This is a genomic window from Pseudomonas sp. M1, from assembly GCF_022760135.1.
Classification (GTDB): Bacteria; Pseudomonadota; Gammaproteobacteria; order Pseudomonadales; family Pseudomonadaceae; genus Pseudomonas; species Pseudomonas citronellolis.
This window is the reverse complement of the sequence record NZ_CP094343.1, coordinates 3,885,457-3,896,919: the sequence shown is the minus strand read 5'-3', so window position 1 is coordinate 3,896,919 and position 11,463 is coordinate 3,885,457. Positions and strand designations below refer to the sequence as shown.

Annotated in this window: 12 protein-coding genes and 1 pseudogene; 6 read left to right on the top strand and 7 right to left on the bottom strand. The window is 67.0% G+C overall.

The window, feature by feature from the left end; genetic code table 11:
• Positions 1 to 82: 82 nt before the first annotated feature.
• The 3 genes from PM1_RS17230 to PM1_RS17220 all read left to right on the top strand — a co-directional run bounded on the left by PM1_RS17230 (position 83) and on the right by PM1_RS17220 (position 3,992).
• Positions 83 to 1,183 (top strand): DUF3182 family protein, encoded by a 1,101-nt coding sequence (locus PM1_RS17230; protein WP_009619837.1) that lies wholly within the window; start codon positions 83 to 85, stop codon positions 1,181 to 1,183.
• Complete coding sequence (locus PM1_RS17225; protein WP_009619838.1) at positions 1,180 to 1,935, top strand: alpha/beta hydrolase family protein; 756 nt, start codon at positions 1,180 to 1,182, stop codon at positions 1,933 to 1,935. Before PM1_RS17230 ends, PM1_RS17225 begins: the two co-directional genes overlap by 4 nt.
• An 86-nt stretch (positions 1,936 to 2,021) precedes the next feature.
• Positions 2,022 to 3,992 (top strand): hybrid sensor histidine kinase/response regulator, encoded by a 1,971-nt coding sequence (locus tag PM1_RS17220; RefSeq protein WP_009619839.1) that lies wholly within the window; start codon positions 2,022 to 2,024, stop codon positions 3,990 to 3,992.
• A gap of 193 nt (positions 3,993 to 4,185) precedes the next feature.
• On the opposite strand, the gene PM1_RS17215 is transcribed toward PM1_RS17220, so the two are convergent.
• Entirely contained in the window at positions 4,186 to 4,794 is a 609-nt protein-coding gene (locus PM1_RS17215; RefSeq protein ID WP_009619841.1) for a Yip1 family protein, read from the bottom strand.
• A 30-nt stretch (positions 4,795 to 4,824) separates the two neighbouring features.
• Positions 4,825 to 5,184 carry a hypothetical protein gene (locus PM1_RS17210; RefSeq protein ID WP_009619842.1) on the bottom strand — a complete coding sequence of 120 codons (360 nt, stop codon included), beginning with the start codon at positions 5,182 to 5,184 and terminating at the stop codon, positions 4,825 to 4,827.
• A 192-nt stretch (positions 5,185 to 5,376) separates the two neighbouring features.
• On the opposite strand from PM1_RS17210, the gene PM1_RS17205 reads away from it, so the two are divergent.
• Positions 5,377 to 5,601: a PLD nuclease N-terminal domain-containing protein gene (locus PM1_RS17205; RefSeq protein WP_009619843.1), complete on the top strand. Its 225-nt coding sequence runs from the start codon at positions 5,377 to 5,379 to the stop codon at positions 5,599 to 5,601.
• A 20-nt stretch (positions 5,602 to 5,621) separates the two neighbouring features.
• On the opposite strand, the gene PM1_RS17200 is transcribed toward PM1_RS17205, so the two are convergent.
• Positions 5,622 to 5,855: a hypothetical protein gene (locus PM1_RS17200; protein ID WP_173427888.1), complete on the bottom strand. Its 234-nt coding sequence runs from the start codon at positions 5,853 to 5,855 to the stop codon at positions 5,622 to 5,624.
• Between the two features lie 418 nt (positions 5,856 to 6,273).
• Between PM1_RS17200 and PM1_RS17190 the strand changes: the two are divergent.
• Positions 6,274 to 6,465: pseudogene (locus PM1_RS17190) on the top strand (thiamine pyrophosphate-requiring protein); the annotation flags it as partial.
• 20 nt (positions 6,466 to 6,485) lie between these two features.
• Here PM1_RS17190 and PM1_RS17185 read toward each other — a convergent pair.
• The 3 genes from PM1_RS17185 to PM1_RS17175 form a co-directional block, all read right to left on the bottom strand.
• The gene (locus PM1_RS17185) at positions 6,486 to 6,758 is read right to left on the bottom strand and encodes a hypothetical protein (RefSeq protein ID WP_009619846.1); all 273 of its coding nucleotides are present in this window, start codon (positions 6,756 to 6,758) and stop codon (positions 6,486 to 6,488) included.
• Positions 6,759 to 7,191: 433 nt separating this feature from the next.
• Positions 7,192 to 7,497, bottom strand: coding sequence for a YgaP-like transmembrane domain (locus tag PM1_RS17180; RefSeq protein ID WP_009619847.1), 306 nt, complete (start codon positions 7,495 to 7,497; stop codon positions 7,192 to 7,194).
• Between the two features lie 34 nt (positions 7,498 to 7,531).
• Entirely contained in the window at positions 7,532 to 8,089 is a 558-nt protein-coding gene (locus PM1_RS17175) for a type 1 glutamine amidotransferase domain-containing protein (RefSeq protein WP_009619849.1), read from the bottom strand.
• Between the two features lie 230 nt (positions 8,090 to 8,319).
• Between PM1_RS17175 and PM1_RS17170 the strand changes: the two genes are divergently transcribed.
• Complete coding sequence (locus PM1_RS17170) at positions 8,320 to 8,739, top strand: hypothetical protein (RefSeq protein WP_009619851.1); 420 nt, start codon at positions 8,320 to 8,322, stop codon at positions 8,737 to 8,739.
• Positions 8,740 to 9,033: 294 nt separating this feature from the next.
• On the opposite strand, the gene PM1_RS17165 is transcribed toward PM1_RS17170, so the two are convergent.
• Positions 9,034 to 11,445, bottom strand: coding sequence for a TonB-dependent siderophore receptor (locus PM1_RS17165; RefSeq protein ID WP_009619853.1), 2,412 nt, complete (start codon positions 11,443 to 11,445; stop codon positions 9,034 to 9,036).
• Positions 11,446 to 11,463: the final 18 nt, after the last annotated feature.

Genomic DNA, 11,463 nt, shown 5'->3' with positions numbered 1-11,463 from the left:
TCCTCGCTTCATCGGGCGTGTAGAACCACTGACTGCGGGCACAGTCGAGTGTTCATGTGCCACGCACGAAGGGAGCGGCCGCATGATCCACGCCGAGAACCGCCGTATCGTCATCGCCACCTCGCCGCAGGCCGAACCGGCGCCCGAGGATGCCTGCAGCAACCGCGAACTGGCTCGCTGGCTGGCGGAAATCCAGGGGCTGGAGTTCTTCGACGGCCCGCCCGCGGAACGCGACCCGCAGCGCCACTACTACTGGGTGCCCAGCGAGACCCTGGTGGGCCGCGAGCAGGCCCGCCAGCTGGGCGTGCAGGGGCCGCTGGACCTGTTCGGCGGCTACGTCGAGCAGGCCCACCAGGCCGGCAAGGCCATCGTCCACCCGCTGATCGAGCAGGCCGCGCTGACGCCCAAGGGCTGGGCGGCCGGTTTCGCCGAGCGGGTGGCGCCGGTGGTGCTGGACGGCCACAGCGCGTTCTGCCGCCAGGACGCCTGGCGCTGCGCCAGCGCGCGCCTGCCGCGGGGGCCGCAGCGGCTCAAGCCGGCCGGCGCGCGCGGCGGCCTGGGGCAGCGGGTGGTGGCCGATGCGGACGAGCTGGAAGCGGCGCTGGCGGCCTACGACGAGTCGGACTACCTGGCCGGCCTGGCCATCGAGGACGACCTCGGCGAGGTGCGCACCCACAGCGTCGGCCAGGTCCAGGTCAGCGGCGTGCTGCTGTCCTACCACGGCTTCCAGCAGCAGAACCGCAACGCCCGCGGCGAGCTGGTCTACGGCGGCTCCGACCTGCTGGTGGTGCGCGGCGGCTTCGACGCCCTGCTGGGGCTGGACCTGGCCGCCGAGGTGCGCCTGGCCATCCAGCAGGGCCGGGCCTTCGACCGGGCCGCCAGCCAGTGCCTGCCGCACTTCTTCGCCTCGCGGCGCAACTACGACGTCGCCCAGGGCGTGGATGCCGCCGGCCACGCGCGCAGCGGCGTGCTGGAGCAGTCCTGGCGCGTCGGCGGCGCCAGCGGCGCGGAACTGGCCGCGTTGCAGGCCTTCGTAGCCGATCCGGCGTTGCAGGCGGTGCGTGCTTCGTCCTTCGAGATATTCGAGGACAAGGCGCTGCCGGCCAATGCCCGGGTGATCTACCGCGGCCCCGACCGGCGTGGCGACTTCCTGTTGAAATACGCCATGGTGGAGGACCTATGACGCCTTATGACGAGCGTGTCGACATCGATGTCGACTCCCTGCGCCTGCAGGGCAACTTCCTCAGCCCGCGCACCCACGTGCCCGGCGTGCTCTTCGTGCACGGCTGGGGCGGCAGCCAGCAGCGCGACCTCAAGCGCGCCCGCGGCATCGCCGGCCTGGGCTGCGTGTGCCTGACCTTCGACCTGCGCGGGCACGGCGCCGAGGAGCGCCAGCGCGAGTGGATCAGCCGCGAGCACAACCTGCGCGACCTGCTGGCCGCCTACGACCGCCTGGCCGCGCACCCGCAGATCGACCCCGAGGCCATTGCCGTGGTCGGCACCAGCTATGGCGGCTACCTCGCCTGCATCCTCACCGAGCTGCGCCGCATCCGCTGGCTGGCCCTGCGGGTGCCGGCGCTGTACCGCGACGAGGACTGGGACCGGCCCAAGCGCGAGCTGCCCCGCGACGACCTGATGGCGTACCGCTCCAGCCGCGTACCGGCGGCGAGCAACCGCGCCCTGCGCGCCTGCGCGGCCTTCACCGGCGACGTGCTGCTGGTGCAGTCGGAGCACGACGACTTCATCCCCCGCGCCACTATCCTCAGCTACCGGGCCGCCTTCCAGCAGACCCACTCGCTGACCCACCGGATCATCGACCAGGCCGATCACGCCCTGAGCACCGAGCTGGCCCAGGACGCCTATACCGACATCCTGGTGCGCTGGATCACCGAGATGGTGGTGGGCGAGCGCGCCAACCGCCTGGTGCTGGGCTGACGCACGCCGGGGTGCTCCTTTGGGCGGCCAGGGAGGTGCGCCCGGCGAAGCTGTGCTTTGCTGAAGCGATTCGGTGGAGGAACGCCATGTCAGGAACGATCGCCAGCAATGCGCAACTGGTGGAGGACGCCCGCTATCGGTTGCTGATGGAGGCAGTGACGGACTACGCCATCTACATGCTCGACCCCAACGGCCTGGTCGGCAGCTGGAGTTCCGGGGCGCAGCGGCTCAAGGGCTACGAGGCGCGCGAGATCATCGGCCGGCATTTCTCCTGTTTCTACCTGCCCGCCGACCGCGAGGCCGGGCTGCCCGAGCGGGCGCTGGCCACCGCGGCGCGCGAGGGCCGCTATGAAAGCGAGGGCTGGCGCCTGCACCGCGACGGCTCGACCTTCTGGGCCCACGTGGTGATGGACGCGGTGCGCGACGACAGCGGCGAGCTGCTGGGCTACGTGAAGATCACCCGCGACCGCACCGCCCAGCACGAGACCGAGCAGGCGCTGCGGCGCAGCGAGGAGCAGTTCCGCCTGCTGGTCAACGGCGTGTCCGACTACGCGCTGTACATGCTCGAACCCGACGGCCGCGTGGCCAGCTGGAACTCCGGGGCGCAGCGGATCAAGGGCTACCGTCCGGAGGAGATCGTCGGCCGGCACTTCTCCTGCTTCTACACCGTCGAGGATTGCAACGACGGCGTGCCCGAACGCAGCCTGAACATCGCCCTGGCCGAGGGGCGCTACGAGGAGGAGAGGCTGCAGGTGCGCAAGGACGGCAGCCGCTTCTGGGCCAACCTGGTGATCGACCCGGTCCACGACGAGGCCGGCACTCTGCTGGGCTTCGCCAAGATCACCCGCGACATCACCGACAAGCGCTACGCCCAGGAGGAACTGGAGCGGGCCCGCAACGAGCTGGTCCAGTCGCAGAAGATGGAGTCCCTGGGCCAGCTCACCGGCGGCGTCGCCCACGACTTCAACAACCTGCTCACGGTGATCATCGGTGGCCTGCAGTTGCTGCACCGGCACCTGCCGGCCGACGCCGAGCGCGTCCAGGACATCTGGCGCAACGCCCTGGAGGCCACCCGCCGCGGCGCCCAGCTGACCCAGCGGATGCTCGCCTTCGCCCGCAAGCAGCGGCTGTTCCCGCAGCCGATCGAGCTGCCGACGCTGCTGCAGGACATGAGCGAGCTGCTGCTCAGCTCGCTGGGGCCGACCATCACTATCGAAACGCGCTTCCCGCTGCACCTGAACCGGGTGATGAGCGACCAGAACCAGCTGGAACTGTCGATCATCAACCTGGCGACCAACGCCCGCGACGCCATGCCCCAGGGCGGCGCCATCACCATCTCGGCGCGCAACGAGACGCTGCTGGACGGCCAGCGCAGCAACCTGGCCGGCGGCGACTACGTGTGCCTGGCGGTCTCCGACACCGGCCAGGGCATGGACGCCGAGACCCTGCGCCGGGCGGCGGAGCCTTTCTACACCACCAAGGCCACCGGCAAGGGCACCGGCCTCGGGCTGTCCATCGTCCACGGCCTTGCCCAGCAGCAGGGCGGCGCACTGATATTGCACAGCGCGCCTGGGCAGGGCACCACCGCGGAAATCTGGCTGCCGGCGGTGCTCCCGGCGGCGGACGGCGAAGCGGACGACGCCGAGGACACGGCGGCCCAGGCGGCGCTGCCGGAAACGGTGGAACTGCGTGTGCTCATCGTCGACGACGACCCGCTGGTGCTGACCGGCACCGCGGCCATGCTGCTGGAGCTGGGCTGCGAAGTGCGCCGCGCCGACTCCTCGCAGCACGCCCTGGAGCTGCTGGAGAAGGAAGGCGATGCGTTCGACCTGCTGCTGACCGACTACGCCATGCCCGACCTGGACGGCATGCAGCTGATCCAGCGCGCCCGGCAGACGCACCCGGCGCTGTGCTGCGTGTTGATGAGCGGCTACTCGGCGCGCCTGGAGGGCTGCCCCGCGTCGCTGCGGCGCCTGGCCAAGCCCTTCGACCGCGAGCAGTTGCTGGCGCTGCTGGTGGAGGTGCAGGCCGAGGCCGGAAAAACCGAACCAAACTGAGGCGCCGCGTCCAAAGCAAGGGTGACAGCCACCCTTGCCCAGGAGGTACGCCATGGCCCCGTTCACCGAACTCCAGCGGCCCCAGCCCGAGCAGCCGCCGACGCTGCCCGAGCGGGAAAGCCAGGTGCCCGAGGACTTCCCCGAGGAGGTGCCCATGCAGCAGCCCCCGGAGGAGCCGCTGCCGCCTCCGGGCTCACTGCTCCAGGTATTCGCCGCTGCCGGCCATGCTCTGCCCCCAGAGTTCGAGGAAGGCGAAGGCCGTGGTCAGTAGCGCCAGGAAGCCGAAGCCGAGGATGCAGCCGGCATAGAACACCGCCTTGCGCTGGCGCAGGTGCATGAACACCGGCAGCCCGCTGAACAGCAGGAAGGCCGAGCAGGCCGTGGCCAGCGCGGCGGCGAGCAGCATCAGCCAGCGCGAGGGCACCAGCGCCACCACCCCGGCCAGCATCAGCGGCACGGCGATGGTGGTGGTGAAGGCCATGCTGCGGCCGATGTCCGGCCGGCTCTCGGTGCGGAACAGCACCCAGCGCACCAGGTAGGCCATGATCACCACCCCGCAGAGAAAGCCCAGGTAGCACCACAGCGCCAGCAGCGCGCCGCTGCTGGCGCTCAGGTACTGCGTCTGGTCGTTGCCCGGCAGTCGCCAGCCCACCTGGGTGGTGCCGATGAACAGGCAGATCGCCGGGATCAGCGGCAGGGCCAGCCACAGCGGCACGAAGGCCCGCGGGTGACGGTCGACGCTGGCGCTGAGGTCGCCCCAGGCGTGTTTCGGTTGGGTCAGCAGGGTCGTGAACGGGATCATCGATGAGCCTCCTTCCGTTGCGCCGGGCTGTCAGCGGGAATGCTTGCTCTTGCTACCGGCGTCCGGCAGTTCGCTTTCCAGCAGCGAGCCGGGGTCTTCGTTGCCCGGGTCGTTGATGCCCGGATCGCTGATGCCGCCGTTGGGCGGCGGGGTGGTTTCCTGCAGGGGGATGTCCATCGGCAGGACGGCGGCGCCGGAGACTTCCCTGAGCCGCGGCAGCAGTTCGTCGCGGAAGCGTTGCTGCTGCTCCTCGGACAGCGCGGCGAAACCGTGCTCGAGGATGTAGCGGGCGAGGATCTCCTCGCGGCTGTCCGGTTCCAGGCTGCCCTGGGCGAACAACTGCCGCAGCGCGGCGGTGAATGCGGCGTCCTGATGGTCGTTCCAACCCATGTGCCGGTCCTCCTGTAGGTCGATGGCTGGCCGCCGGCATGACCCCGGCGGTCTCTCGGAGGACTGGAGGGCGGCGGCCATGTTCAGCCACCGGGACGAACGGTACGCCGCCGCGGCGCCGGTCCAGGCGATGGAACCTTGGCCGCGCGGGCCGGCCCACCGCAGACATCGACTGTGCCGAGGAGGTGCGCCATGACCCCGTTCGTCTCCCTGATGCTGATCGCCGTGGCGGTGATCATCGTGCTGCTGGACCTGTGGGCCATCGTCAGCGTGTTCCGCAGCGACAAGGGCGTGAACGCCAAGGCCCTGTGGGCGCTGCTGATCGCCATCTTCCCGGTGGTTGGCCTGGCCATCTGGGGCATCGCCGGGCCCCGCGGCATGGCGCAGCCGCCGGGCTCGGCGGAGCACGGCGAGTGAGCGGCCCGGGCAGGGCAGGTTCAGTCGGGCAGCAGCGGGTTGCGCGTGTTCTTCAACCGCTCGACCTGTTCGGCCGGGGTGCCGATCAGCAGGTGGGCAAACAGCCAGGGCTCGACGCCCATGGCGCGGGCGTGGATGCACAGCTCGGCCCAGCCCTTGCGCAGGCGGTAGGCCTGTACGTCTTCGTTTTCCTCGAGGCGGGACAGTTCGATCTCCCGGGCCAGGGCAGGAACGCGGCGAAGAAACTCCGCCACGGCAGCCTGCCGCTGCGCGGAGTTCAATAGGATTTGCATGAGGAGGGGAGGAAAAGCCTGGTGAAGGGAAAGGCCCCGAGAACATCCAGGGAAATATGTAGCAGAAGACCCGAAAAAGTACGCCTGTAAGTGCGGTGGCTCAAGCGAAAAAGGCCATCAGTTGAAATTATGGATACGACGTTGCGCGCAAATTTCGAGCAATTCGCCGTATGCCGCGGATTCACTGGGCGCGAAGAAGCGATAGCATCATTTGGATATCAGCATGATGCGGTCATGGGCCGGCAATCCTTCATGCAATATGCGGGAATCGGCTTTATCGGTTCGATTTTTCAATGTCGATTGCGCCACCTGCCAGGCTCTGCCTGAATAGTTATTGCGAACTCCCCTTGATATGCACGCCCCAGGGACGGGGTGCTTTTTTCAAGCATCCATTCACGCCCTTGCCGATGCATTTCGGCGCATTGCTGAGGTCGGCATCTGCCTGGCCACCGTCATCCACCTGCTCAACGGGCTGTACGACGAGGAGCACCAGCCGGTGCTGGCCATCGTCGGCCAGCAGGCGGTGACCTCCCTGGGCAGCGATTACCAGCAGCAGGTTGAACAGGCTTCTTCGGGACCGGAGAAGCGGCTTCAGCGGAAGGTCATATGTCTGCGCAACGCCTTGAGTCTTTCCAATTCTTCGCTCGGCGTGCCGAGCAACATATGGGCGAACAACCAGGGCTCCAGCCCCGAATGCTTGGCTTGCGCGCAAAGTTCGCCCCAGCCCTTCCTGAGTCGATAGGAGTCCAGATCCTCGTCGCTTGCGAGTTGTGAAAGTTCTATCTCTCTGGCCAGGGTGGGCACCAGGCGCAGAAAGACGTTGACCGCCTCTTGTTGCTGTTGCGGGGAGAGCAATCTTTCCATCGGGCGACTTCACGATATGGGGTTGGATTTCTGCAAGACGCCGACAGGTTGCGGAAGGGAAAACTAAGGTAAGCCCCGGGCTGTTTCAAGGCGGAAAACCGGCGTGAAGAAATTTTGAATATAACCTTGGCGAGGTTTTTTAAAGTTGCCGGTTATAAGCAGGAAAGTTGCCGATGGCAGCGCCGCGATAGCCAGTGGATATCAGGCGAATTACACGGATTACATGGCAAAATGCACGCCTTATCAGGAGCTTGTGAAGGGTTTCAACAGTATTTTCAATGAATGTGGAAGCGCCCTGGGCTTGTACCTAGAATCACTTCGGTTCCTTTGTTCAGATGCCTCGCTTCAGGGATGAAGCTTCTTTTTCCCCACTCTGATTGCACCCGGCGCAGCCGTTCGACCGCGCCGGGACGCCGCTCATTTGCGCGCCCCTTCAGGGCGAGATGGGGTCGCTGGCCGGAAAGGTTTCCTCCAGGGCGTTGTCCACGCGCTTTTCCTGGCTTTCGCGAGCCGGCCCAGGGATGACGCCAGGCGCTGCCTCGGCATGCCCGTCCCCGTGGCCGAGCAGCGCCGCCTTGACCCGACAATGGCCGGTCAGGCCGCGCTTGACCATCAGCGCCGAGGCGCCCACTTCCAGCCAGCCCTGCAGGCCGCCGCGACGAAAACCGTTGCGCATCCCGGCCAGGCCCAGGGCCACCGAGAACAGCCGCTCCCAGCGGCCCAGATTCTGTGCACTCATCTGTTGTCCCTCTGTCTGCATGGGTGGATGGGCCTCAGGCCGCCAGGGCCTGGCCGATGGCCTCGTTGAAGGCCGGCAGGTCGTCGGGGTTGCGCGAGGTGATCAGCGTCCAGCCCTGGGCCGGGCAGACCTTGACCTGCGCGTCCACCCACTCGGCCCCGGCATTGGCCAGGTCGGTGCGCACGCTGGAATAGGAGGTCAGCGTCTTGCCGGAGACCACGCCGGCATCGATCAGCAGCCAGGGGCCATGGCAGATCGCCGCGACCGTCTTGCCGGCCTCGGCGAACTCGCGGACCAGGCGCTGCGCATCGGCATCCTGGCGCAGGGTGTCGGCATTGACCGTGCCGCCGGGTATCACCAGGGCGTCGTAGTCCGCGGCGCTCAGGTCCTGGAGCCGGGCATCGGAATTCACCGTCACGTCCTTCTCGCTGTCCTTGAGCCAGGTCTGGGCTTCGCCGCCCTGGATGCTGGCATGGCTGACGCTGGCGCCCTGATCCTTCAGGGCCTGCAGCGGGCGCAGCAGTTCGTCGCGCTCGATGCCGGCGTTGGCGGTGATGATCAGGACTTTCTTGCCTTGCAGGTTCGCACTCATGATCGGGCTCCTTCGCTGAAGCGCCACGCGGGCGCAGTGGCCGGCCACGCCTCGCGGCGCGGCACTCACCAGGCTTTGGAAGCCGTGGCGGCGGCGAGTTCGAAAGAATTGCCCAACGGAACAGCGCGCCGCTGCTCGGTGCGTTCGAACCCATGGCGGGCCGGGCAGTCGCAACAGGCAGGGCCGGCGGAACCGCCGGCAAAGCCATCGAACAGCGCGGGAGACATGCCATGAGCTACGACTGGGACCTGATCGAACAACTGCTGCTGCACGCCCAGCAATGCGCCGACGAACCCTACAAGGCCCGCGAGTACGGCGAGGAGGTGGCCGAGGAACGCCTGGCCCAGGGCGAGCCGCTGGGCGGCAGCGTCGACCACATCAAGCGCGTGGCCGGCGACCTGGAGGGTGTGCTGTTCGACGGCGGCTTCATCCAGGACCGGCCGCGAGACCATGGCGGCACCGGCAACAACTTCGAGCTGACCGCGCGTGGCGTGCGCCTGCTGACGCTGATCGGCCGCAGCTTCCCGGAACACCTGGTGTTCCGCCGGCTACTCGACGAGCAGGGCGAGGAGGCGCTGAGCGCGGAAACCTTCGACGCCCTGGCCGCAAGCGCCGCGCGAGACCGAATCGACGACAAGCCGATGATCTGAGGCGAGGTGCAGCGATAGACATTGGTCTGCGGGGAAAAGTGCTCATCGAAGTCATCGCCGCCAATGTCCACTGGCATTTGCAAGTCACTGAAAAAAGGGCCGAAAGGCCCTTTTTTCGTTCCAGCGAAAACTACTGGAAATCATCCCGCCCAGCCCTCCCTTCCGCCGAGCCCCGGACAGAAAAGACCGCCGGGTTGCCCTGGGCGGTCTTTTCAATTGGCGGTCTCGCCCATGCGCAAGGCGCAGCCGGACGCGCGACCCGAGCGGAATCGATCGGCTCGCGCGTCCCGCGCCTCACCAGTTGTAGCTCACCTTGGCCGTGATCTCGCGGCCCGGGTTGTAGTAGTCCGCGCTACCGCGACCGACCACGTGCTGCTCGTCGAACAGGTTGCTGACGTTGATGGCCAGGTCGGTGTCCTTGAGGAGCTGGTAGTTGAACGCGGCATCGAACAGGGTGGTGGCGTCGCTCTTGCCGGTGTCGTTGAAGTCGCCGAAATAGTAGGCCCCCGTATAACGGGCGCCCAGGCCGACGCTGACGTCCGTTCCCGGCACGCTGTAATAGCTCCAGAGCGAAGCCGAGTGCCTGGGGGCGGAGACGAGCTGGTTGCCCTTGATCGACACGACCTCGTAACCCGTCCCGGCCCATACCTGCAGCGCACCGCGAAGCACCTCGGTGTCCATGTAGGAGTAGCCGCCAACCAGGCTCAGGTTCTCCGTGAGCTCGGCCTTGACCTCCAGGTCCAGGCCACGCACGCGCTGCGAGCCTACGGTCTGCTGGTCGATGACGCCGTTCGGCTGCACGACTGCGGTGGCGACATCGTCCTGGGTCAGCTGGTAGACGGCAGCGGAGAACAGCGCGTTCATCTCCTGCGGCGAATACTTCACACCCACTTCGTACTGGGTGCCGCGCTCCGGGGTGACGCCGACCTCGGGCGGGGAAACCGACTCCACCATGCTGACGTAGGTGGAAACCTCGTCGTTGACGATATAGGTCAACGCGCCGCGGAAAGAGTTTTCCGAGAAATTGTCCGAGGACTTGATGCCGGAGAGGTGGTCGGTTTCGGAAACGTCCATGGAGTCGTTGCGCATGCCGGCGGTGACGATGAAACGCTCGAAGAACGACAGGTTCTGCTGCAGGAACACCGACTTGATGGTGCTGTCCTGATCCTTGTCCTGGTAGACGATGGCCGGCGAAACGCCGCGGTATACCGGGTTGGCAACGTCTATCGGGTCGGCGGAGCCGTAGACGGAGACGTTCTTGGCGAAGGAGTCGAGATATTCCACGCCGACGATGCTGCTGCTGTCGATGTTCTCGAAGCGCGCGTCGTACTGCAGCATCAGGTTGCCGTTGAACTGCTCGGCGTCGCTGTCGGAACCCAGGTAGCCACGGTCGACCAGGGTTCCGGTATGCCCGGCAGCGTCGCTGATATAGGCATAGCCGTATTCATCGCTCAGGTCGCTGTGGCGCAGGTTGCTGCGCAGGGTGAAACCGTTGTCGAAATCATGGGTGAAGTTGGCGCTGACGTTGGTGCGCTCGACATCGTGGAAGTTGTAGCTCGGCTCGCCGAAGAACTTGTCGCGGTCATACTCCCTATCCATCGGGTAACCGCCACTGTTGGGCGTGTTGTCCTGGCGCAGGTGGTCCACCACCAGGGTGGCGGAGGTATAGGCCGTCGGCGCCCAGGTCAGGCCGCCCATGAGGAAGTTGTTGTCGTCCTGGGAGTGGTCGTATTCGCGATCGCTGTCCTGGAACTTGCCGGTGAAGCGGTAGGCCAGGGTCTTCTCTTCGTTCGCATCGCCGGTATCCAGGCCGGCCTCCATGTGGTTGAACGAGCCGTAGGTCGCATAGACCTGGCCGAACCTGTTGAAACGCGGCTGCTTGGTCACGAAGTTCACCGAGCCGCCCGGGTCGGCCGGGCCGAACAGCGTGGAGTTGGCGCCGCGCAGCACCTCGACGCGCTCATAGGCGAAAGGCTCCTCGCGCACACCGCGCATCGAGCCCAGGGTCAGGCCATCGCGGTAGGTGGTGGCTTGGAAGCCGCGAATCAGGAAGTAGTCGTTGCGGTCATCGGTGCCGTAGTAGTCGGTGATGGTCCCCGGGGTGTACTGCAGGATTTCCTCGGTCGTGCTGGCGCTGCGCTGCTCGATTTCCTTCTGGGTCACGACGGAAACCGAGGCCGGGGTGTTCTGGATGTTGGTCGCCACCTTGCCGCCGACCCACAGTTCCCGGGTCACCACCGAGGCGGCGGGGTCGTCCGCTACCGCCTGGGCGTTGACGATGACGGGAGCGAGGCGATAGGGCTCCGCGCTTGGCGCCTTCTGCAGTCCATAGCTGCCATCGGCCTGCCGAACGGCTTCCAGGCCGGTTCCGGAAAGCAGCGCGGCCAGGCCGTCCGACACCGTGTAGCTGCCTTGCAGGCCCGGGCTGGTCACGCCCTCGGCCACGCTGCCGGCACCGACCAGATACACGCCTGCCTCGCGGGAAAAACGCGTGAGCGCGCTGGCCAGCGGGCCGGCGGGAATGTCGTAGCTGCGCTCGGCGCTGGCCACGACGCCGTCCCCGGCCATGGCGACCGGCGACCAGGCCGCCAGGCCCACGGCGCTGCCCGATAGCGCCAGGTGAAGCGCCAGGGTCAGCGGGCGCAGGGCAAAAGCGTGTGCGACAACACCCGGGTGGGCAGCGCGCGGGTGACAGCGGAGGGACATGGACGGCATTCCTCTGGG

Coding starts and splice junctions, on each gene's coding strand:
- PM1_RS17180 (WP_009619847.1), bottom strand. CDS start 7,497: ATGAGTGCACAGAATCTGGGCCGCTGGGAGCGGCTGTTCTCGGTGGCC.
- PM1_RS17170 (WP_009619851.1), top strand. CDS start 8,320: ATGAGCTACGACTGGGACCTGATCGAACAACTGCTGCTGCACGCCCAG.
- PM1_RS17220 (WP_009619839.1), top strand. CDS start 2,022: ATGTCAGGAACGATCGCCAGCAATGCGCAACTGGTGGAGGACGCCCGC.
- PM1_RS17185 (WP_009619846.1), bottom strand. CDS start 6,758: ATGGAAAGATTGCTCTCCCCGCAACAGCAACAAGAGGCGGTCAACGTC.
- PM1_RS17175 (WP_009619849.1), bottom strand. CDS start 8,089: ATGAGTGCGAACCTGCAAGGCAAGAAAGTCCTGATCATCACCGCCAAC.
- PM1_RS17230 (WP_009619837.1), top strand. CDS start 83: ATGATCCACGCCGAGAACCGCCGTATCGTCATCGCCACCTCGCCGCAG.
- PM1_RS17165 (WP_009619853.1), bottom strand. CDS start 11,445: ATGTCCCTCCGCTGTCACCCGCGCGCTGCCCACCCGGGTGTTGTCGCA.
- PM1_RS17215 (WP_009619841.1), bottom strand. CDS start 4,794: ATGATCCCGTTCACGACCCTGCTGACCCAACCGAAACACGCCTGGGGC.
- PM1_RS17210 (WP_009619842.1), bottom strand. CDS start 5,184: ATGGGTTGGAACGACCATCAGGACGCCGCATTCACCGCCGCGCTGCGG.
- PM1_RS17205 (WP_009619843.1), top strand. CDS start 5,377: ATGACCCCGTTCGTCTCCCTGATGCTGATCGCCGTGGCGGTGATCATC.
- PM1_RS17225 (WP_009619838.1), top strand. CDS start 1,180: ATGACGCCTTATGACGAGCGTGTCGACATCGATGTCGACTCCCTGCGC.